This is a genomic window from Flavobacterium sp. N502536, assembly GCF_025947345.1.
Classification (GTDB): Bacteria; Bacteroidota; Bacteroidia; order Flavobacteriales; family Flavobacteriaceae; genus Flavobacterium.
On sequence record NZ_CP110011.1, the window covers coordinates 539954 to 559227 of the forward strand.

Consider the following 19274-nt stretch of genomic DNA (forward strand, 5'->3'; position numbering starts at 1 on the left):
AATACAAATTGAAATTCTAAAAATAACAGATCCGAATTGATTTGTTCGATTATAGTATAAATGTTTCTTTTCGCTACGAATCAGACGAATTTTCACTAATTTCTTTTTTCTATAGTCAAGCTAATTCATGGAAATTCGTGCAATTCGTGACAACCTTTTTTCTTTTAACAAAATTCCAGCGCTCAAACTGTGAATTTATTCAAAAAAGTGAGCCTTAGATTATAATAGACATTTTCTATGTTGTAAATTTGCCTGCATTTCATTTCTTAGAAATTGAAAATGTTTTTTTTATTTAAAAATTAGTGAATTCGTGGCTATACAAACAAATTATAAAACTGCATTACAACCAAAAATCTTCGATATCATTTCGAAAGCATCTCAGGAACTCAACGTCGATAGTTACGTTATCGGAGGGTTTGTTCGGGATTTACTTTTAAACAGAGGCTCTAAGAAAGATATTGATGTTGTTGCTGTAGGTAGCGGCATCGAATTAGCACTTAAGGTTTCTGATTTACTTCCAAATAAACCAAAAGTTCAGGTTTTTAAAACTTACGGAACGGCAATGCTTCGTTTTGAAGATACCGATATTGAATTTGTTGGAGCCCGAAAAGAATCTTATAGCTCTGACAGTCGAAATCCGCTAGTTGAAAACGGAACGCTGGAAGACGATCAAAACCGTCGGGATTTTACCATTAATGCTTTGGCCTTATCCCTGAGCGAAAAAAACTTCGGAGATCTTTCTGATCCTTTTAATGGCTTAACCGATTTAGAAAATAAAATCATCAAAACGCCTTTGGATCCGGATATTACTTATTCTGATGATCCGCTGCGCATGCTGCGTGCGATTCGTTTTGCAACACAGTTGAATTTCGAAATCGAAGAAAATTCATTAAACGCCATCACAAAAAATGCCGATCGCATCAAAATTATCTCAGGTGAAAGAATCGTTGACGAGTTAAACAAAATTCTATCAACTCCTAAACCCTCAACCGGCTTTTTACTTTTGTACAAAACAGGACTTTTAGATCTAATTTTACCGGAGTTAACAGCATTGAATCAGGTCGAAGAAATTGAAGGTCATACTCATAAAAATAACTTTTACCACACGCTAGAAGTCGTTGATAATATTTGTCCAAATACAGACGATGTCTGGTTGCGTTGGGCGGCTTTATTACACGATATCGGAAAAGCACCAACAAAACGTTTCAATAAAAAACAAGGCTGGACTTTTCACGGACATGAGTTTTTAGGCGGGAAAATGACCAAAAAGATTTTCGAACGTCTGCACATGCCTTTGAATCACAAAATGAAATTTGTGCAAAAAATGGTTGTGATGAGTTCACGTCCAATTGTCCTGGCGGATGATGTGGTAACCGACAGTGCAGTGCGCCGTTTGGTTTTTGATGCCGGTGAAGATGTCGAAAATTTAATGACTTTGTGTGAGGCAGATATTACGACCAAAAATCCGTCAAAGTTTAAGAAATACCATAAAAACTTCGAGCTCGTTCGCAGAAAAATTGTTGAAGTCGAGGAACGCGATCATGTCCGTAACTTTCAACCGCCAATTTCCGGTGAAGAAATTATGGAAATCTTCGATCTGAAACCTTCACGAGAAATCGGGATTTTGAAAGAGGCTGTTAAAGAAGCGATCCTCGAAGGTGATATTCCGAATGAATATCAGGCTGCTTATGATTTTGTTATTAAAAGAGCTGAAAAATTAGGCTTAAAAAAAATATAGGGAATTAAGTATTATTTTATAAAATGAAAAAAGGAAATAAATCAGTAATCATTTGGTTGCTATCAGGTTGTGTTTTATTGTTTTTAATGGTTGTGGTAGGCGGAATTACCCGCTTGACAAATTCAGGTTTGTCTATGACCGACTGGCATTTGGTAACGGATACTTTTCCTCCATTGACAGAAGCAAAATGGAATGAAGCTTTTGAGCAGTACAAGAAGTTCCCTGAATATCAAAAAATCAACATACACAACGATTTTCAGCTTTCAGATTATAAATTCATCTATTTCTGGGAATGGTTTCACCGTTTCATCGGCCGTATTATCGGACTGGTTTTCTTTGTTCCTTTTGTTTATTTTTTGATTCGAAAAAAACTGGATCGTCCAACTATAAAGAAATGTATTGTTCTTCTGGCAATGGGAGGTTTCCAGGGTTTTCTGGGATGGTTTATGGTACGCAGCGGGTTAATTGACAATCCGGATGTTAGCCATTTCCGACTTTCATTACACCTTACTTTTGCCTTTATTACTTTTGCTTACACTTTGTGGGTGGCCTTAGATTTAATTTATCCGGAACGCAATGTTTATAAAGTAATTCCACTTCGCAATATCGCAAGATTCTCTTTGGTAGCTTTACTTATTCAAATCATTTATGGTGGTTTTGTTGCCGGACTTAATGCAGGTTTAATACACAATCACTGGCCTTTGATGAGTGACGGGCAATTTATACACGACTCTGTATTTATCGAACAGTCTACTTTGGTTAAAAACTTAATTGAAGGAAAAAGCGGTGTTCAGTTTGTACATCGAACTTTTGCTTATGTCGTAGTGGCTCTTATCCTTTTCTTATATTACAAAGGTACTCAGTTTTCATTGACAAGAAATCAATCAAACGGAATCAAAGTTCTCGTAGTTTTTGTTTTTATTCAATTTTTACTGGGCGTATTTACGCTTTTATACAGTGTTCCTTTAGCACTCGGATTAATTCATCAAATTATGGCTTTTTTCCTTTTGAGTGCGATGACCTATACTTTGCACCGATTGAGTAAATAATGGTTTAAATTATACTAAAAAGAGCTGGAAAATTCCAGCTCTTTTTTATTTAGAATATGTCCCGAGCCTATGGCTCGCCATATTGAAAACCTATTTTTTTTAAAGCGGATTAAAATCCGCTCCTACAAAATGCGGCGAGCCGATGGCTCTCTGTCTTGATCATTAAAACCGCTCAAACAATTTATAATTTAGAATATGATCCGAGCCCACGACTCGCCATATTGAAAACCTATTTTTAGCGGATTAAAATCCGCTTCTACAAAATGCGCCGAGCCGATGGCTCTCTATCTTAGTCGTTGAAGCTGTTGAAACAAATTATAAAATTCCGAAGGAATGATAAATATTGTAACAATGGATTTTAATCCATTGAAAAATAAATTCAACCGACAATAAAGTTCCGTAGGAACGATACATTTATTAAAAGTTTTACCCCAGCCAGTTTTTAAAATCCTGTACTTTCTCGCGGCTCACAATTACCTCATCTTCTTTGTAAGTCGGTAAAATTACTTTCAGGCGTGAATTGGTATACACCTGAATTTCTTTAATAGCGGTAAGCGGAACGATAAATTTCCGGCTAACGCGAAAGAAATCTTTTTTATCTATTTCCTGTTCCAGAATTTCCAAAGTCGAATCGATTAGATAATTTCTATTGTCGAAAGTATGAATGTAGGTTCCTTTGTTTTCGCTAAAAAAACACTCGATTTCATCTGTAGTAATGACTTTTAAATGTTGTCCGATTTTAACTGTAAATCGTTTTTTATAATTCTTTTCAAAGGGGTTTGACAACATTTGACGAATTTGTTCAAAATCAAGCTGCAGGTTTGAAGTTTCAGAGCTTGTTTTCGGCAATCTGGTTTTGAATTTTGCAACAGCAACTTCGAGATCATCTTCGTCAATTGGTTTTAAAAGATAATCGATGCTATTTAATTTGAATGCTTTCAAAGCATATTCGTCATAGGCCGTGGTAAAAATGATCGCACTTTGAATATTTATTTTTTCGAAAATTTCAAACGACAAACCATCAGATAACTGAATATCAAGAAATATTAAATCCGGATGCTCATTATTCGCAAACCAATAAATTGATTCTTCGACAGAGTGTAACATGGTCTCTACAGCAATATCCAGCTTTTCGAGTTTTCGTTGTAACAATCTTGCTGCCGGTTTTTCGTCCTCTATAATTAATGTGGTCATTTAGTTAAGATGCAAAAATTAAAAATTTAGTCTAAAATTACTTCCATTTATTTTTATTCTGAGTCTCTTTCTCCATATATTTTCGAATTTTCTTTTGCTCCCAATCTTTATTGAAAAAGAGATCTGGTCCGAAAACCGAAAAGGCATGAATCGCTAAAGCAATTCCCCAGAAAAATGCAGTCGAATAGATTTCCCAATCTCTAAACCCTCTTATTACAAAGTGATCGACCATATAAGGTTTATTCAGACTTGAAATAATGATGATAATGTTCACCATTATATAAACTCTTAAATGCGAATAAAATCCTTTAATTCTTTTTACTTTTTTATATGCCAAATTGAAACTTTCGTCTGTACTAAATTCTTGTGCGTAATCTTCGTACATCTGTCTTCTAAATTGTCCCATTTTATTTTAATTTAAAATTATTGCCATTTTGTATTGTTGTTTTGGGCATCTCTTTCCATATATTTTTGGATCTTTTTCTGCTCCCATTCGCTGCTGAAAAAAAGGTCAGGCCCAAACACTGTCAATGCATGAATCACTAAAGCTATTCCCCAACATATTGCGGTCGAATAGGTTCGCCAATCCAATAATCCGTTTTCATAAGCACTATGCCCAAAGTAGTCTCTGTTTACATTAGAAACCACAATGATGACATTAACAATTAAATAAACTTTTAAGTGTGAGTAAAAGCCTTTAATCCTTTTCACTTTTCGGTATGCTAAATTATAGCTTTCGTCTGTACTAAATTCATCTCTGTAATCGTTGTACCTGTCTCTTCTATATCGTCTCATTTTACCTTGATTGTATTATTTCCATTTACTTTTAGTCTCCCTTTCCTTCTCCATCAGTTCTTTGATTTTTCGTTCTTCCCAGTCTTTTCCAAGAACCGGAAATACTTTAAAAACTTTCAGTCCGTGAAAAACGACTCCAACTCCCCACCACATTAGCGGCCAATAAAACCATAAATACCCCGGTGATGTATATAAATTGACAAAAATCAGGACAAGATTTACACCTACAAATGCCGTTAAATTACCGTAAAAACCTTTGATTTCCTCAACTCTCTTTTTGGCGAGATAATATTTATCCTCTTCATTCAAATTTACTTCCATGATTACTCCCATTTTTGTTTTTTTTCTTTTTTCTCTAAAATACTTTTCATCTTACGCTCTTCCCATTCTTCCCCAAAAATTTTAAAAGAAGCGAATATATCTATTGCCGATACCAGAAAAGCAGTAGTCCAAATACACATTACCAATCCGTTCAGATATTTTACGGGAAAGATATTAAGAGGAAGTCCGACATAATCTTTTAAGACATAAAGTATAACACCAACGATGTAAAGAAACATATGAGTATAAAAAGCCTTTAACTTCACGACTTTTTTACTTGCCATCTTTTGAAATTCGAAATCTTCCTGTTCTTTATTAAAATTAGTTTCCATAATTATTTTCAGATTTTCTTAGTCTTTCTTTTTCTAAAATTTCCTTGATTTTCTTTTCTTCCCAGTCTTTTCCAAAAAAGGGCGGAATATTAAATACTGACAATCCGTGTAGCACTAAACCTATTCCCCAACCCAGTACGCACCAGACAAACCATAAGTAACCGGGCGAAGTCAAGAGATTTATCGTTATTAAAATGATGGTTACCAGTATGAAAACGGTCAAATGTTCGTAAAACTCTCTAATTTCTTTTACTTTTTTTCGGGCCCGATAAAGACGTTCTGCTTCTGTATAATCCGGTTCCATAGCTATTTCCAGTTTTTTTGCTTGTTTTCGCGCTCTAAAATCTCTCTGATTTTTCGTTCTTCCCAATCTGAGCTGTAACCAAAAACTTTAAAAGCATGCATCACCACTCCGAACCCCCAGCCTAAAGCCGAGAACCAAAACCATTGAAATCCAGGAGAGTACCTCAAATTTATGAAAATTAAAAATGGTACCACACAACAATATGAAATTACGTTACCGTAAAAACCTTTTAGCTCTTCTACTCTCTTTTTAGCTCTGAAATAGGCTTTATTTTCGTCACTATATTCTGCACTTGTTTCCATAACTGTAATTTGTTTGGTTAAAATTGGAATTTTAACGGTGAAATTTTTCTCGTTTTGCTCAATCAAAACCTTTCTGTTGGTTACAATTGAATAGCGGTTAACAATGTTTTGCAATCCTACACCCTGTCGGTCCTGCAAAACTTCTTTTTTCTGAAAATCGTTTTGTATGGCCAGATAATCTCCGTCTATAAAAATCCTGATATGCAATGGTTTTTGCTCGCTGACGATATTGTGTTTTACCGTATTCTCTAATAAAAGCTGCAGCGATAGCGGAACTACTTTGGCCTCCGGATTAATGTCTGTAGTCGGTAATTCGTAAAACAAACTATTTTCGAATCGCATTTTGAGCAAATTCATATAGGTTTTAGCGAACGACAATTCGTCTTCAACAGAAACCAATTCCTTATCCTTTTGCTCTAAAACGTAGCGATAAATTTTAGATAATGAAGTCGTAAAGCGTTGTGCATTATCCGGATTCTCTTCGATTAAAGAACTAAGAACATTTAAACTATTAAAAAGAAAATGCGGATCGATCTGGTTTTTTAAACTTTCAAATTTAGCATTTGCCGTTCCTGCAATAATCTTTTGTTGGGTTACTTCAAATTTGGATGCCTGTTTCCATTTTACCATAAAACTTCGTGCCTGCATGAAAGTGGATACTCCTAAAGACAAAATCACGTAGAAAAGATGTGCCCAAATCATTCTTTCGCTAAAAAACTGATCCGGCGGAAGATGCTGAACAAATACACATACTATATAATTGATTCCCAAAACTACAGGAACGGTATAGAGTACGGTGATCAAAATTCCGTAATACACTCTTAGGTTCGTTTGTTCGAGCCAATCCCATTTTTTGTCTAAAAGAACGTTGATAAATCCATTGCCAAAGCCCAGTCCGAAAGAATAAAGGCAGCTTATTCCAAAAGTAAACAGTACATTTTTTACGTTTAAATCGGTGCCTAAAAAAGCGCAGAACAAAACGGTAAAGACCATAGAAATCTTGAAACACATGATGGTTCCACTTTTTAATTCAGCAAACGAGTTTCTATGATCTTTCATTCTATACTATTGGTATTAAATTATTTTTTACAATTTTTCTGAGTTTCCAAAGCTCTTTCTAATCCCCATTTTGGAGAAAAAGGTGTCGCCGGTTTAAAAGTAGCAAAAAGTTCGACAGCTTTATCCACTTGTGCACATAACGGTTTAGTATCCGCACCTGACCATTTTGCTCCTCCGATTTCATAATCAGCCTCACCAAAAACAATTCTCGGGTTATTTGGATCGATCGCTTTTCCTTTAGCATAAGCTTCCATCACTTTAGCCGAATATTTCATTCCGTTTGTCATTGGATCAGCGACTACCCAGGCGGTATAAATCAAAGCCTGCATCGCATACAATTCGGCATTATTTTGGTCTTTGATCAATTCGGTATCGAGTGCATCCTGTGCTTTGGTCAGTAATAAATCAATTTTTGTTTTGTCTTTTTCAGAAAACGCAGCTGTAGTGTTGATTAAGGCTACATAATAATTAGGCAAATAACTTGTTTTTTCTGCCGCAGCAATTCTTTCAAACATAGCCGAAGCTTCAGTATTCTTTCCTTCTTTCCAAAGCCCGAAAGCTTTTCCCATTCCTTGTTCAAACTGTGTTTGCGCAGATATTAAACTGCAAACAAATAAGGTAATAATTGTAATAATCTTGGTCATGATTTCTTGTTTTTAAAGTTGTTACTATTTTGTGATTTTAAAATTCTAAATTTTATTGATGATTAAAACTCTCTTTTTTTTTTCAGGTTCTGAGGTTCTGAGGCTCTGAGTGACAAAGGTTCAAAGTTTTGATTTTCTTATTCTTAACCTCTATTTCTGTGTTCCTTTTAATTTACTCTTCAAAAGTATATCGGATTTTATTCTTTTAAAATTAAATGATACCGAGTTGTTGATTTTGGTGACTGAATTGTTTTTTCTGAGGTTCAAAGGGGCAAAGCTACAAAGGTGCAAAGATTCCATACCTGAATAAATTATTTCTTGTATTAACCTATTATGTACTTCAATTTTCAAAACCTTTGAACCTCTGCGCCTTTGAACCTTTGTAACTCTGCAGCTTTAAAGATTCTTCAACTGATTCTCATTTTTATTCTGGCTGATGGTCCAGAAGAAACCAACGAAGAAAAAGCGGTCAGCAGTTGGTATCACGGCTTGTCTGTTGTAAACTCCGTTTGTATCGGGGTTTCTTGCGTAATCGTATCCGAAGACATTTTGAGTTCCTAATAGGTTTGAAACTGAGAAATACAGAATCTTTTGTGTGGTTAACAAATAAGCCCAATTGAAACTCAAACTGTTATACGCTTTTGTCTTTCCGTTCATGAATTGGGTCTGATTTGGGTCGTTGTACGGACGTCCTGAGCTGAAACTGTTGGTAAAACCAATCTGAGATTTCCAATCGGTAATAAAATATTTCGTCACGACTGACAAACTATGATTGGCAACAAAACTTGGAGTTGTCATAGTTGGAAAATTCTTGTATTGTCGCTCTGAATCGATATAAGAATAAGAAATCCAATACTCCAGGTTTTTATGCAAATTGCTGTCTCTCCAAAACAAATCCAATCCTTTGGCATATCCTGAACCGTTATTATTGAAGGCTGAATTGTACTGAATATCTCTTGTATCGTACTGCACTAAATTGCTGTAATCTTTATAATAGGCCTCAGCTCTAAAAGTCTGTCCCGGTTTGGTAAACTGATAATTTAAAATATAATGTCTTGCCTTTTCGCTTTCAAACTGGTGGTATTTTGAGTATTTAATATAATCGACCACCGGCGTTTGTGTAAAATCTCCATAGGCAAATGAAAACTGACTGTTTTTTGAAACTTTATAGGCAATAGAAGCTCTTGGAGCAATATTGGTTTCGTTTAACAAACTATTATTCGAAAGTCTGAAACCAACTTTTGCGGCCAGTTTTTTCGAGAATAAAATGTCCCCTTCTGTGTAAAAAGCCGCAATGTTTGAATCGTAACCGTTTGCCGTTTTGATAGCAATATTATCGGTATAATTTTCATTAAATTTTGTAATAAAATAATCCGCTCCGAAAGACAATTTAAAATAATTCGAGATATTTTTTCTCAGTTTCAATTTAAGCTGTGCCGCATTCTCATTGTTGTCTACATCATTAATATCAAACTTGATTTTGTTCTTGCTGTAACCGTAACTAACCCCTGATGTCAATTGCCAACCCGTTCCAAAATCTCCTTTATAAGAGGCGTTCAGGTAAAAGTTATTATTGTCTAAATCCGTTCTAATTGGATCAACAAAATTGACATTTTTTTGGTTCAGATCGAATTTTTCGGCATCAAAAGCAGCATACAATTTAAAAATTCCTCTCTCAAAATGATAGCGATAAACGGCTTCTCCTCCCAACGACTGATACGGATTGTTCCAATCTACATTTTGTGGAATCACCGCCTGATAAGGAGCCAGGTTAATATAATTGGTATTGATACTGAACGAGCTTTTTTTCCATTTTTGCGTATTTCCTACTCCTAAACCTACGGTCATTAAAGCAATATCGGTTTTATTCTGGTCCGGCTCGTCCTGTGTGTTCAACAACAAAACACTTGACAACGCTTCGCCGTACTCGGCTGAATATCCTCCGGTGGAGAAAGCAATTCCGCTAAACAAAAAAGGAGAGAATCTGCTACGGGTTGGCAAATTATTGGTTGTTGCCCCATAAGGTTGTGCGACACGAAGCCCGTCTACAAAAGTTTGTGTTTCGCTTGCTTCACCCCCACGAACAAATAAACGTCCGTCTTCACCAACCGTTTGTGTTCCCGGTAAAGTTTGCAGTGCTGCAATAATATTTCCGGCCGATCCTGCAGTGGTTACAATATCTAAAGGTTTTAAAACCGAAACCCTTGCTTTATCACCCGATTCTAATGTTCCGGCAGTAATCACTACCGCATCAAGAGCATTTACATTTTCTCTAAGTTTTACGATTTGATCTTTATAATTGGCTACATCTATTTCCTGTTTAAAAGTTTCAAAAAGCAAAAAACTCACTACTAAAAATTTATTTCCTTTTTCACTGGTTTCAAACGAAAAGTTACCCGTTTCAGAACTAGTAGCGCCGTCGTAAGTTCCGTCTATATAAATATTAGCGCCCTGAACCGGCTTTCCCTTTTGATCAACAACTTTTCCTGAAATAGTATTCTGGGCAAAAGAAAAAGTACTTAGTAATAATAAAATAAAAGTAATTTTGGTTTTCATGGTATTTATTAGTTTTTGATGAAGCAAATGTATTTTAACATTTCTTGTTAAAAAATATTAAATAACCCAATTGTAGAATTTTAAGGATGAGTTGTAAATTACTTATTTGTATCTTAGCTAGTGTCTTTTAAAAGTGATCAATTATGTCAGAAAGCAAAAGAATTTCAAATCTGTATCAGTCCATCTATAATGGAAATCCCTGGTTAGAAGTTAATCTGGTTCATACGTTGCAAAACGTAAGTGCCGACCAGGCCTACAAAAAAGTCAACCCCAATTTAAATACGATTTGGGAAATTGTCAATCATCTAATTCAATGGCGAAGAAACATTTTAAGACGTGTTCAGGGAGAAACCATTATAACGCCCGATCACAATTATTTTGTGCCCGTTTTAGATTCATCCGAAGCAGCTTGGGAACAGTCACTTCAGAGTCTGGGGAAATCACAGGAATTGTGGCATGCTTTTTTTGAAGATTTTCAGGATGCCGACTTAGAAAAAATATACCTCAATAATAATCATACGTACTATGAGCATATACACGGAATTATTCAGCACGATGTGTATCATCTGGGGCAGATTGTTATTTTGAAGAAACTACTTTAAAACAAATTATGATATGAAAAAAATGTTTTCATTTTTCGCTTTACTGCTATTCGGTACAATTGGGTTCGCTCAGGAAACAGAAAGCAAATTCGACGAAAATTTAGCAAAATCACTCCATGCAGACGAGTACGGAATGAAAAAATATGTATTTTGCCTTTTAAAATCGGGATCGAATACTACGGCTACCAAAGAAGAAAGTAAAAAGCTGTTTGAAGGCCATATGGCCAACATCGGGAAACTGGCCAAGGAAGGTAAATTGGTTGTCGCCGGACCTTTTATGAAAAATGACCGAAATTACAGGGGAATTTACATTTTTAATGTCGTAACTGTCGAGGAAGCAAAAGCCCTCGTTGCAACAGATCCGGCCATACAGGCGAATTTACTGGAGGCCGAACTAACGCCTTGGTACGCCACAGCTGCTTTACAGGAAACCTTAAAAATTCACGAAAAAATTGCCAAAACAAAAATATAAGCCCATTTTATGAAAACAGAAAAAGAGAAAATGATAGCGGGAGACTATTATGCTGCAGGAGATCCTCTCTTAGTAAAAGAACGTCGAAAAGCCAAAAATTTATTGCATCGATTGAACGTAACGGAATATCGCTTAACCAAAAAAGCCAAAGAAATTTTAGCGGAGCTCATTCCAAACACCGGCAAAAGTTTTTATATCGAACCTCCTTTTCATTGTGATTATGGCTACAATATTTCATGCGGAGACAACGTTTATTTTAATGTAAACTGTGTCGTTCTGGATTGCGCACCGGTAAACATTGGATCAAATGTATTTTTTGCGCCAAACGTTCAAATTTACACGGCAACACATCCGCTTGAAGCCGAACTTAGAAAAACACTCGAAAATGCATTGCCCATTACTATAGGTGACGATTGCTGGATAGGCGGAAATTCTGTAATCTGTCCAGGCGTAACCATCGGCAAAGGCTGTGTGGTTGGAGCAGGTTCGGTAGTCACCAAAGACATCCCGGACAACTCTCTGGCTGTTGGAAATCCGGCAAAAGTTATTCGAAAATTAAATCAGGAACCCCAATAAAAAAACAATGCTTACCTTAAATAAAGTTCATCATATTGCCATTTTATGTTCAGATTACCAAAAGTCTAAAACATTCTATACCGAAGTCTTAGGTTTGACCATTATTCGGGAAATCTATCGCGAAGAACGCCAGTCTTACAAACTCGATTTGGCTTTGAATGGCACGTATGTAGTCGAATTATTCTCATTCCCCAATCCGCCAAAACGTCCTTCAAGACCCGAAGCTGTGGGCTTGCGTCATTTGGCTTTCGAAGTCATTAACTTAGAAGAAACCATCGCTTTTTTAAACACCAAAAATATCGAATCCGAGCCGATCCGAATTGACGAAATTACCGAAAAACGATTCACTTTTATAGCCGATCCGGACGAACTGCCCATTGAGTTTTACGAACGATAATTCAAAAAACACTAAGAGAATTCCTCTAAATCAGCAACTTTAACACAATATAAGGAGTGATTTATATGAAAAAACGAATTTGATTGGCTAATTTTGTAATCCGCGTGAAAAAATGCGATTTCAAAAACCAACGTCTGATGAACAAAACGGCTAGAATCAAAAAAAATCATCAATTTATTGTCCTTCAAAAATTAGTTATTGTTTCGGTATTAATTGGCTTTCTTTCGGCCTTTTTAGGAATCTCGCTCAAAAAAATTACCGAATATTACGAAGAAATTTTCTTTCATGAAGTCTCCGTAAATCCTGTTTTTTATATCATCTTCCCTGTCTTCGGATTATCTGTTATCTACTTTCTCCGACATTATTTGTTCAAGAAAAAAGAAAACAAGGGAATCAAAGAAGTTTTTGAAAGCACAAAATCAAGTTCCAAAAATTTACCTTCCTATAAAATTCCGTCCCACTTTATCAACGGTTTACTGACTGTTGCTTTTGGAGGCTCAACCGGAATCGAAGTCTCTACCGTAGTGGCCACTGCTACCATCGGATCTGTTGCACAGCAAAAAGAAAATGTATTTCGCAAATACAAAACCGAGCTTATCTGCGCAGGAGTTGCGGCAGGAGTTACCGCTTTATTTAGCAGCCCAATTGCGGGAATTTTATTTGCTTTAGAAGTAATCTCCAGAAAAGTAACCCGTGCTTTTGTTATTTCCAATATCATTGCCGTTTCAATTGCTTTTGGTTTACTTACCATTTTAAAAGAAGAGCCTTTATTCGCAGTCTCTATCACAACCTGGCATTTAAAAGCGATTCCGTATTTTATTCTTTTAGGAATTCTGGCCGGAATAAATTCGGTTTACCTCACCCGTTGTGTGCTGTTTTTTAAATCTCAATTCGGAAAAATAGATACGCATTATTATAAAATCTTAATTGGTTCTGTCGTTTTAAGCGTTTCCTTATTTATTTTCCCACAGCTATATGGCGAAGGGTATCATGCGATAAAAGGTATTTTTAGCAATTCGGCTGAAATTCCGTTGACACTGACTCTGGCACTTACTTTTATTGGAATTTTACTGCTTAAGCCAATTGTAACCTCTGTAACATTAGCCTCAGGAGGCGATGGAGGCGTTTTTGCTCCAAGTCTTTTTATTGGTGCTTTTTTAGGATTGCTGCTGGCATCCATTTTAAACACCTTTTTTCAGGTACACGTAATCCCGGTAAACTTTATGATTATTGGGATGGCAGCTGTTTTAAGCGCCAGCATTCACGCGCCCTTTACAGCTATATTCCTGGTTTGCGGATTAACCAACGACTATACTCTGTTTTTACCAATTTTGGTGGTTTGCCTGATCTCAAAATATACCGCAAAAACAATTTATCCTTATACCGTTTATTCGTATACACCTGCGGCACTAAAATAAATTTTAAAACACTTAATATTGGTTCGGATTTCAGTCCCGGATTAAAAAACACCACATCAAATAATTCACAAATATGCCAACTTCAAAAATAAAAAGAGGCTATCGCAAAACCCGTTATATACTTTACAAAGAAACTTTAATCGATTATAAAGAGCATTTCTGGTCATTTATAGGATCGTTTGTGGGTATTGGAATCCTTTCTTATCTGGAATCTATTCGCTTTTCCGGTACCGATATTGTTTTCTTAATTGGTTCTTTTGGAGCGTCGAGTGTACTGGTTTACGGAATCATTCAAAGCCCGTTCTCGCAACCCCGAAATTTAATTGGAGGCCATGTAATCTCAGCAATTATTGGCGTAACTGTAAACCAGTTAATTCCTGACATCGTTTGGCTGTCTGCGCCTCTGGCCGTTTCCTTTTCGATTATTTTTATGCAAATCACCAAAACGCTTCATCCTCCCGGAGGAGCGACAGCACTTATTGCGGTTACAGGTTCCGCTCAGATAAAAGACCTTGGTTATATGTATGTGCTTTCGCCTGTTTTAGACGGGGTGCTTATTTTGTTTATAACGGCATTAATTTTTAATAATATGACGTCAAGCAGAAGTTATCCTAGCCATAGCACCTACCACAAACACTATCACAAAATCAGAAAACGATTCATCAAAAAGTAATTGAATTTTTCACGACAGCCCTTCTGAGTCAGATCAGCGCCTATTTCGTGCAAAAGGCTGGCACACTGTGGCACCGGACAGATAAAAAATCTTTTCAACAAATCGTGCTTCACAATTCATAAATCATTATTTATATTTTACCTTTGCCCTCTCAATAAAAACAAAGATTATGGTTTATAAATTTAGAGTAATTCTAGACGCCGAAGAAGATATTTTTAGAGACATTGCAATTCTTGAAGATGATACTCTTGAGGATTTACACAATGCGATCTTCAACGCTTTTGGTTTTGACGGAATGGAAGTAGCTTCGTTTTATACCTGCGACGAAACCTGGAATCAAGAGGATGAAATTCCACTTTTTGATACTGGTGATGTTCCTGGCGAACAAAGAACTATGGGCGATTATCCGTTATCTTCTATTTTAGACAAAGAAAACACCAAAATCATCTATGTGTATGATTTCATCAATATGTGGACATTCTTAGTAGAATTAGCTGCTGTTGAAGATCAAATCGCAGGAGCTCCATACCCTGAAACCTTATTCTCACACGGAGAAATGCCGGACGAAGCTATCGAAAAAAGCTTTGAAGCCGACATGCACGACGACATCTACGGAGAATTTGAAGACGATCTTGATGAAGACGATCTTGACATGTTTGAAGGCGACGACAGTTTTGAAGATTACGGATTTGAGGAGAATTGGAATTAGTTTGTAAGGTTCTAAGGTTCTGAGATACTAAGGTTCTGAGGTTTTAACTTGAAAGTTTTTTCTTATATTTAATTTTTCAAATTAAATATATTTAGACATGAGTAACTTTAGAAGTTTGCTTATCTGGCAGAAATCAATGACCCTGACAACCAAAATTTATTTTTCAACAAACAATTTTCCTAAAGAAGAAATCTTCGGATTAACTTCACAAATCAGACGCAGCTCGATTTCTATACCTTGCAATATCGCAGAAGGATTTGGGAGAGCTAGCGATAAAGAACTTTTACGCTTTTTAAACATTTCTGTTGGGTCTTTATTCGAAATGCAGACTCAGCTGGAAATCGCAAAAAACATATCTTATTTAAAAGAAGACGATTTTAACAACTTATATGAGGATAGTCGGGAAGTAGAAAGAATGTTAGTTTCTTTTATTAAAAAAATAAAAAACAGAAACTAAACCTTACTACCTTAGACACTTAGAACCTCAGTACCTAAAAAAAAATGATAAACTTATTCAACACCCACATCGAGACGCTTGCGATACACCGCGTAGGAAACAAAAGCAGAAACGAAGCGATTTTTTTATCGGAACAGCCATTTAATTTAAATGATGAGATCGTTCCTTTGATAAAAGAATACTTTTTTAAGCCTTTCAGAGAGAAGGAAGAAAACTATTATCAGTTTGCGCACGAAGTCGATTTGGATTACAACGATATGTTTAAATATGCTACAGAGATTTTTGACAATCCTGGAAATTTACAGGAGATCTCAAAGCGAATCACGACACATTTATTCGAACAGTCCAATCACCCGCATATTAAAAACGGAGAGGTTTACATCACCTATCTGACGAACTTAAGTATTGACAACAATGTTGTGGATGCCATCGGAATTTTTAAAAGCGAGTTGCAAGCCGACTTTTTACAATTTGAAGAAAAAGACAGCAACCTTGAAATGATCTTGCAACAAGGGATCAACCTAAGCAAATTAGACAAAGGCTGTTTGATTTTTAACTATAAAAAAGAAGAGGGATACAAAATCCTTACTGTTGACAGCAACCGTTATGATGCGCGTTACTGGTTAGAGCACTTTTTATCTGTTGATGCTTTTGAGGATGAAAACTTCATCACTAAAAAATACTTAAAATTCTGCCAGAACTTTGCTAAAGATGTTGTTTTACCGGCAGAAGACAAAAAAGAAGAAGTAATGTTCATGAACCGATCTGTGAATTATTTCGCGAAAAACGATCAGTTTGAAGAACAAAATTTCTTAAACGAAGTATTAGACAATCCGGACTTAATTCCTGAATTCAAAAACTATAAAGTGGATAAGGGAGAAAAATACAGCATCGAAGATGTAACCTCATTCCCTATTGCCAATGCAGCGGTTTCAGACGCCCGAAAATCAATCAAAAACGTAATCAATCTGGACACTCACATTCAGATCAAAATGGATTTCATTAATCCGGAAAGCGCTGAGAAATTTGTTGAAAAAGGTTGGGATGAAGAAAAACAAATGTATTACTACTTAGTGTATTTCAATAAAGAAGAAAAAAGCTAAGAGTCATTCATTTTCTATTACTTACTTAAAGCAAAAAACGGCAACTACACTAGTAATTGCCGTTTTTTATTTACTTTTACATATACGAAAGAAAAAACCTACTAAACAAAACAAAGTGATAACATACGTAACTACCTACTTATCAGAAGAACATGAGGTAATACAAAACACCGAAAGAGCGACCGAATTAAGTGAAATAAATACTTTTGAAAAAACAATAGTCTATAAATACACTAAAGATGCTTTTCAGGAATTAAATCAGGATTTGCTAAAAAATGGAGGACAAAACGATTCTCCCTTTGGCACTTTTTTAGAAATGACATTAGATAAGCTACCTTCTTACAGAGACATCGTATATCGTGGCACATTTTTAAGTCCAAAAGCTCTAGAAAAATATACAACAGCTTTAGAAAAAGGAACTGATGTCACCGAACATTCTTTTTTTTCGACTTCAAAATCCAGATCAATTGCTGAAGGTTTTGGAACTACTCTTTTGAGAATTGTGTCAAAAAATGGAAAAGAAATTGAAAAAATCAGTAAATTTGGTATTCATGAAAACCCAAATGAACAGGAAGTTTTGTTCAAACTAAATTCAACATTTAGTGTCTTATCAATAGAAGGCAATTTAATAACCTTAGAAGAGATCTAATATGGCAACTTTAAAGAAAAAAGAAACACTGGATCTGCTAACCATCACAGACCTTCCCAATAGTCAAGCTATAATAGCATTATTCAAAAAATACAGCGATGCATTTCATTTAAAAAACAATACTGAGTTAAGCTTAGAAAATTGTTCTCTTATATTGAATGCAATATTGTATTCGCATAAGGTACAGACTACTAAGGACAAATTAGAAATTATTGACGCTATTGATTCTATTAAAAAGGTTCAGGAAAGAATAGCACTGAAATCAGGAAAAATTTCAAAAGAAGAAATAGAAAAAGCTGCAAAAAGTTTAGGACAAAAAGTGCAGTCTTCACTTGAAGACTAAACAAAAAAAAACGGCAACTACACTAGTAATTGCCGTTTTTTATTTATGTGTCGTTTCAAAATCATAGTATTGAAAACGTCGCTTTTACAATATCGTCATAGACTTGTTTATCTCTTTCTCCGGTTCTAGCCAAAACCCGAACACCCGAATACGCATTAAAAAGAAACCGCGCTAATACTCTGGCAGCATTCTTTGTGGAAATATGTCCTGCATCCTGGCCTTTTTGAACCGCTTTGGTAAAAATCTCTTCCATCGTCTGCCTGTTATTCTGTACAATTTTTGCAATCCCTTCGTCATGCATCGCTAGTTCGACAGAAGAATTCACCATAAAACAGCCTTTGGTAATACGATCTTCCAGACTTTCCAGTACCGCCTGCTTAAAAACCTCAAGCAAAGTTTCCTTAATATTAGCTGACTGCTCAAAAAGCTGTGCTATCTGTTCCTGACCATTCTTCTGATAACGTTCTAAAGACCGGACAAAAAGCTGCTGCTTGTCGCCAAAAGTATCGTACAAACTCGAGCGACTCAGCCCCAAATGGGTAACTAAATCACTGGCCGATGTGCCATTGTATCCTTTGTGCCAAAAAATCTCAATCGCTTTATCCAAAGCCTGATCTTCATTAAATTCTTTTGTTCTGGCCATAACGTCAGTATTAAATTATATCTCAAAGATACAAAAATACGGAACAATCGTTCCTGAATTAGTCAGAAAAATTATACTACCGTATTTACAGTAAGTCCACCATCAATCACAATTTCGCTTCCGGTAATAAATGATGCATCATCCGAAGCTAAAAAAAGTACTGTTTTAGCCACTTCAGAAGCCTGGCCAAAACGCTTCAATAAAATTTTCTCGCTTAAAACTGCTCCAAAACCTTCAACTTCTGCTTTCTCCAATCCCAATTTACCATAAAGAGGTGTTTCAACCGGACCAGGAGAAACAGCATTTACTCTGATTTTTCTTGCTGCCAGTTCGGTAGCAAATACTTTATTCAAAGACAATACTGCTGCTTTGCTTGCCGCATAAACACTTGAATTAGGCATTCCCACATGAGCATTTATCGAAGTATTAAAAACAATAGAACCTCCGTCATTTAAGATGGGCAGTATTTTCTGAACGGTAAAATAAACTCCTTTTACATTCACATTCATGATACTGTCATAATGCTCCTCTGAGGCTAAATCTACTGGAGCAAAAGCTGCAATTCCAGCATTTAAAAACAATACATCAACTTTACCGAATTTGGCTTTTACCTCCGCAACCAAACGATCAATTGATTCTAAATCGGATTGATCCGATACAATTCCGGTTACGTTCAATTCCGTTTCTGCTTTTGCCAAAGCCTCTTTGTTTCTTCCTGTTACAATTACCTGAGCACCGTTTGCTACAAATTCGGCTGCGGCAGCATACCCTATTCCGCTATTTCCACCGGTTACAATAGCCACTTTATTCTCTAACTTTTTCATCTTATTTGTTTTTTAAATTATTGATTATTTCATTATTACAGTACAAAGATATAATAACGGAACGATCGTTCCGTTATTGATTATGTTAATATTTAGTTAAAATAAAAAACTGCT

General features: G+C 35.8%; 24 protein-coding genes. 13 read left to right on the top strand and 11 right to left on the bottom strand.

The annotated features are described in order from the left end of the window. Positions 1 to 310: 310 nt before the first annotated feature. Together OLM61_RS02325 and OLM61_RS02330 are read left to right on the top strand one after the other, a co-directional pair. Complete coding sequence (locus OLM61_RS02325; RefSeq protein WP_264524924.1) at positions 311 to 1738, top strand: CCA tRNA nucleotidyltransferase; 1428 nt, start codon at positions 311 to 313, stop codon at positions 1736 to 1738. Between the two features lie 23 nt (positions 1739 to 1761). Continuing rightward, complete coding sequence (locus tag OLM61_RS02330; RefSeq protein ID WP_264524925.1) at positions 1762 to 2787, top strand: COX15/CtaA family protein; 1026 nt, start codon at positions 1762 to 1764, stop codon at positions 2785 to 2787. A gap of 426 nt (positions 2788 to 3213) precedes the next feature. Here OLM61_RS02330 and OLM61_RS02335 read toward each other — a convergent pair whose 3' ends face one another. The 9 genes from OLM61_RS02335 to OLM61_RS02375 all read right to left on the bottom strand — a co-directional run bounded on the left by OLM61_RS02335 (position 3214) and on the right by OLM61_RS02375 (position 10294). Further along, positions 3214 to 3981 carry a LytR/AlgR family response regulator transcription factor gene (locus OLM61_RS02335; RefSeq protein ID WP_264524926.1) on the bottom strand — a complete coding sequence of 256 codons (768 nt, stop codon included), beginning with the start codon at positions 3979 to 3981 and terminating at the stop codon, positions 3214 to 3216. Between the two features lie 37 nt (positions 3982 to 4018). After that, positions 4019 to 4387, bottom strand: coding sequence for a 2TM domain-containing protein (locus tag OLM61_RS02340; RefSeq protein ID WP_264524927.1), 369 nt, complete (start codon positions 4385 to 4387; stop codon positions 4019 to 4021). Positions 4388 to 4404: 17 nt separating this feature from the next. Continuing rightward, positions 4405 to 4776 carry a 2TM domain-containing protein gene (locus OLM61_RS02345; RefSeq protein ID WP_264524928.1) on the bottom strand — a complete coding sequence of 124 codons (372 nt, stop codon included), beginning with the start codon at positions 4774 to 4776 and terminating at the stop codon, positions 4405 to 4407. Between the two features lie 15 nt (positions 4777 to 4791). Further along, a complete protein-coding gene (locus tag OLM61_RS02350) occupies positions 4792 to 5097 on the bottom strand; it encodes a 2TM domain-containing protein (protein ID WP_264524929.1) in 306 nt (101 codons plus the stop codon). Between the two features lie 2 nt (positions 5098 to 5099). Beyond that, positions 5100 to 5429 carry a 2TM domain-containing protein gene (locus OLM61_RS02355; protein ID WP_264524930.1) on the bottom strand — a complete coding sequence of 110 codons (330 nt, stop codon included), beginning with the start codon at positions 5427 to 5429 and terminating at the stop codon, positions 5100 to 5102. Next, on the bottom strand, positions 5419 to 5733 hold the full coding sequence (locus tag OLM61_RS02360; protein ID WP_264524931.1) for a 2TM domain-containing protein: 315 nt from the start codon (positions 5731 to 5733) through the stop codon (positions 5419 to 5421). Before OLM61_RS02360 ends, OLM61_RS02355 begins: the two co-directional genes overlap by 11 nt. 2 nt (positions 5734 to 5735) lie before the next feature. Continuing rightward, positions 5736 to 7094 (bottom strand): 2TM domain-containing protein, encoded by a 1359-nt coding sequence (locus tag OLM61_RS02365; protein ID WP_264524932.1) that lies wholly within the window; start codon positions 7092 to 7094, stop codon positions 5736 to 5738. A 20-nt stretch (positions 7095 to 7114) separates the two neighbouring features. Beyond that, the gene (locus OLM61_RS02370; RefSeq protein ID WP_264524933.1) at positions 7115 to 7738 is read right to left on the bottom strand and encodes a hypothetical protein; all 624 of its coding nucleotides are present in this window, start codon (positions 7736 to 7738) and stop codon (positions 7115 to 7117) included. A 396-nt stretch (positions 7739 to 8134) separates the two neighbouring features. Continuing rightward, positions 8135 to 10294, bottom strand: a complete 2160-nt coding sequence (locus OLM61_RS02375; RefSeq protein WP_264524934.1) for a TonB-dependent receptor — start codon at positions 10292 to 10294, stop codon at positions 8135 to 8137. Between the two features lie 143 nt (positions 10295 to 10437). Here OLM61_RS02375 and OLM61_RS02380 point away from each other — a divergent pair, with 143 nt between their 5' ends. The 11 genes from OLM61_RS02380 (at position 10438) to OLM61_RS02430 (ending at position 17693) form a co-directional block, all read left to right on the top strand. After that, positions 10438 to 10896, top strand: a complete 459-nt coding sequence (locus OLM61_RS02380) for a DinB family protein (protein WP_264524935.1) — start codon at positions 10438 to 10440, stop codon at positions 10894 to 10896. Between the two features lie 13 nt (positions 10897 to 10909). Then, positions 10910 to 11368, top strand: coding sequence for a YciI family protein (locus OLM61_RS02385; RefSeq protein ID WP_264524936.1), 459 nt, complete (start codon positions 10910 to 10912; stop codon positions 11366 to 11368). Positions 11369 to 11377: 9 nt separating this feature from the next. Beyond that, positions 11378 to 11944 carry a sugar O-acetyltransferase gene (locus OLM61_RS02390; RefSeq protein WP_264524937.1) on the top strand — a complete coding sequence of 189 codons (567 nt, stop codon included), beginning with the start codon at positions 11378 to 11380 and terminating at the stop codon, positions 11942 to 11944. 7 nt (positions 11945 to 11951) lie between these two features. After that, entirely contained in the window at positions 11952 to 12341 is a 390-nt protein-coding gene (locus OLM61_RS02395; RefSeq protein WP_264524938.1) for a VOC family protein, read from the top strand. Between the two features lie 137 nt (positions 12342 to 12478). Continuing rightward, positions 12479 to 13759, top strand: coding sequence for a chloride channel protein (locus tag OLM61_RS02400; RefSeq protein WP_264524939.1), 1281 nt, complete (start codon positions 12479 to 12481; stop codon positions 13757 to 13759). Between the two features lie 73 nt (positions 13760 to 13832). Beyond that, positions 13833 to 14432: an HPP family protein gene (locus tag OLM61_RS02405; RefSeq protein ID WP_264524940.1), complete on the top strand. Its 600-nt coding sequence runs from the start codon at positions 13833 to 13835 to the stop codon at positions 14430 to 14432. Between the two features lie 169 nt (positions 14433 to 14601). Further along, complete coding sequence (locus OLM61_RS02410; protein WP_264524941.1) at positions 14602 to 15141, top strand: plasmid pRiA4b ORF-3 family protein; 540 nt, start codon at positions 14602 to 14604, stop codon at positions 15139 to 15141. A gap of 97 nt (positions 15142 to 15238) precedes the next feature. Beyond that, entirely contained in the window at positions 15239 to 15598 is a 360-nt protein-coding gene (locus OLM61_RS02415; RefSeq protein WP_264524942.1) for a four helix bundle protein, read from the top strand. 44 nt (positions 15599 to 15642) lie between these two features. Further along, positions 15643 to 16701 carry a nucleoid-associated protein gene (locus tag OLM61_RS02420; RefSeq protein ID WP_173966345.1) on the top strand — a complete coding sequence of 353 codons (1059 nt, stop codon included), beginning with the start codon at positions 15643 to 15645 and terminating at the stop codon, positions 16699 to 16701. A gap of 115 nt (positions 16702 to 16816) precedes the next feature. Next, positions 16817 to 17350 carry an ADP-ribosyltransferase gene (locus OLM61_RS02425; protein ID WP_264524943.1) on the top strand — a complete coding sequence of 178 codons (534 nt, stop codon included), beginning with the start codon at positions 16817 to 16819 and terminating at the stop codon, positions 17348 to 17350. 1 nt (position 17351) lies between these two features. Next, on the top strand, positions 17352 to 17693 hold the full coding sequence (locus OLM61_RS02430) for a hypothetical protein (RefSeq protein ID WP_264524944.1): 342 nt from the start codon (positions 17352 to 17354) through the stop codon (positions 17691 to 17693). Between the two features lie 61 nt (positions 17694 to 17754). Here OLM61_RS02430 and OLM61_RS02435 read toward each other — a convergent pair whose 3' ends face one another. Together OLM61_RS02435 and OLM61_RS02440 are read right to left on the bottom strand one after the other, a co-directional pair. After that, positions 17755 to 18336, bottom strand: a complete 582-nt coding sequence (locus OLM61_RS02435) for a TetR/AcrR family transcriptional regulator (RefSeq protein ID WP_264524945.1) — start codon at positions 18334 to 18336, stop codon at positions 17755 to 17757. Positions 18337 to 18407: 71 nt separating this feature from the next. Beyond that, positions 18408 to 19160: an SDR family oxidoreductase gene (locus OLM61_RS02440; RefSeq protein WP_264524946.1), complete on the bottom strand. Its 753-nt coding sequence runs from the start codon at positions 19158 to 19160 to the stop codon at positions 18408 to 18410. Positions 19161 to 19274 lie beyond the last annotated feature (114 nt).

Excerpts from the sequence above, each read along its gene's own strand:
- OLM61_RS02330 (WP_264524925.1), top strand. The coding sequence starts at position 1,762 with ATGAAAAAAGGAAATAAATCAGTAATCATTTGGTTGCTATCAGGTTGT.
- OLM61_RS02335 (WP_264524926.1), bottom strand. The coding sequence starts at position 3,981 with ATGACCACATTAATTATAGAGGACGAAAAACCGGCAGCAAGATTGTTA.
- OLM61_RS02340 (WP_264524927.1), bottom strand. The coding sequence starts at position 4,387 with ATGGGACAATTTAGAAGACAGATGTACGAAGATTACGCACAAGAATTT.
- OLM61_RS02345 (WP_264524928.1), bottom strand. The coding sequence starts at position 4,776 with ATGAGACGATATAGAAGAGACAGGTACAACGATTACAGAGATGAATTT.
- OLM61_RS02350 (WP_264524929.1), bottom strand. The coding sequence starts at position 5,097 with ATGGAAGTAAATTTGAATGAAGAGGATAAATATTATCTCGCCAAAAAG.
- OLM61_RS02355 (WP_264524930.1), bottom strand. The coding sequence starts at position 5,429 with ATGGAAACTAATTTTAATAAAGAACAGGAAGATTTCGAATTTCAAAAG.
- OLM61_RS02360 (WP_264524931.1), bottom strand. The coding sequence starts at position 5,733 with ATGGAACCGGATTATACAGAAGCAGAACGTCTTTATCGGGCCCGAAAA.
- OLM61_RS02365 (WP_264524932.1), bottom strand. The coding sequence starts at position 7,094 with ATGAAAGATCATAGAAACTCGTTTGCTGAATTAAAAAGTGGAACCATC.
- OLM61_RS02370 (WP_264524933.1), bottom strand. The coding sequence starts at position 7,738 with ATGACCAAGATTATTACAATTATTACCTTATTTGTTTGCAGTTTAATA.
- OLM61_RS02375 (WP_264524934.1), bottom strand. The coding sequence starts at position 10,294 with ATGAAAACCAAAATTACTTTTATTTTATTATTACTAAGTACTTTTTCT.
- OLM61_RS02380 (WP_264524935.1), top strand. The coding sequence starts at position 10,438 with ATGTCAGAAAGCAAAAGAATTTCAAATCTGTATCAGTCCATCTATAAT.
- OLM61_RS02385 (WP_264524936.1), top strand. The coding sequence starts at position 10,910 with ATGAAAAAAATGTTTTCATTTTTCGCTTTACTGCTATTCGGTACAATT.
- OLM61_RS02390 (WP_264524937.1), top strand. The coding sequence starts at position 11,378 with ATGAAAACAGAAAAAGAGAAAATGATAGCGGGAGACTATTATGCTGCA.
- OLM61_RS02395 (WP_264524938.1), top strand. The coding sequence starts at position 11,952 with ATGCTTACCTTAAATAAAGTTCATCATATTGCCATTTTATGTTCAGAT.
- OLM61_RS02400 (WP_264524939.1), top strand. The coding sequence starts at position 12,479 with ATGAACAAAACGGCTAGAATCAAAAAAAATCATCAATTTATTGTCCTT.
- OLM61_RS02405 (WP_264524940.1), top strand. The coding sequence starts at position 13,833 with ATGCCAACTTCAAAAATAAAAAGAGGCTATCGCAAAACCCGTTATATA.
- OLM61_RS02410 (WP_264524941.1), top strand. The coding sequence starts at position 14,602 with ATGGTTTATAAATTTAGAGTAATTCTAGACGCCGAAGAAGATATTTTT.
- OLM61_RS02415 (WP_264524942.1), top strand. The coding sequence starts at position 15,239 with ATGAGTAACTTTAGAAGTTTGCTTATCTGGCAGAAATCAATGACCCTG.
- OLM61_RS02420 (WP_173966345.1), top strand. The coding sequence starts at position 15,643 with ATGATAAACTTATTCAACACCCACATCGAGACGCTTGCGATACACCGC.
- OLM61_RS02430 (WP_264524944.1), top strand. The coding sequence starts at position 17,352 with ATGGCAACTTTAAAGAAAAAAGAAACACTGGATCTGCTAACCATCACA.
- OLM61_RS02435 (WP_264524945.1), bottom strand. The coding sequence starts at position 18,336 with ATGGCCAGAACAAAAGAATTTAATGAAGATCAGGCTTTGGATAAAGCG.
- OLM61_RS02440 (WP_264524946.1), bottom strand. The coding sequence starts at position 19,160 with ATGAAAAAGTTAGAGAATAAAGTGGCTATTGTAACCGGTGGAAATAGC.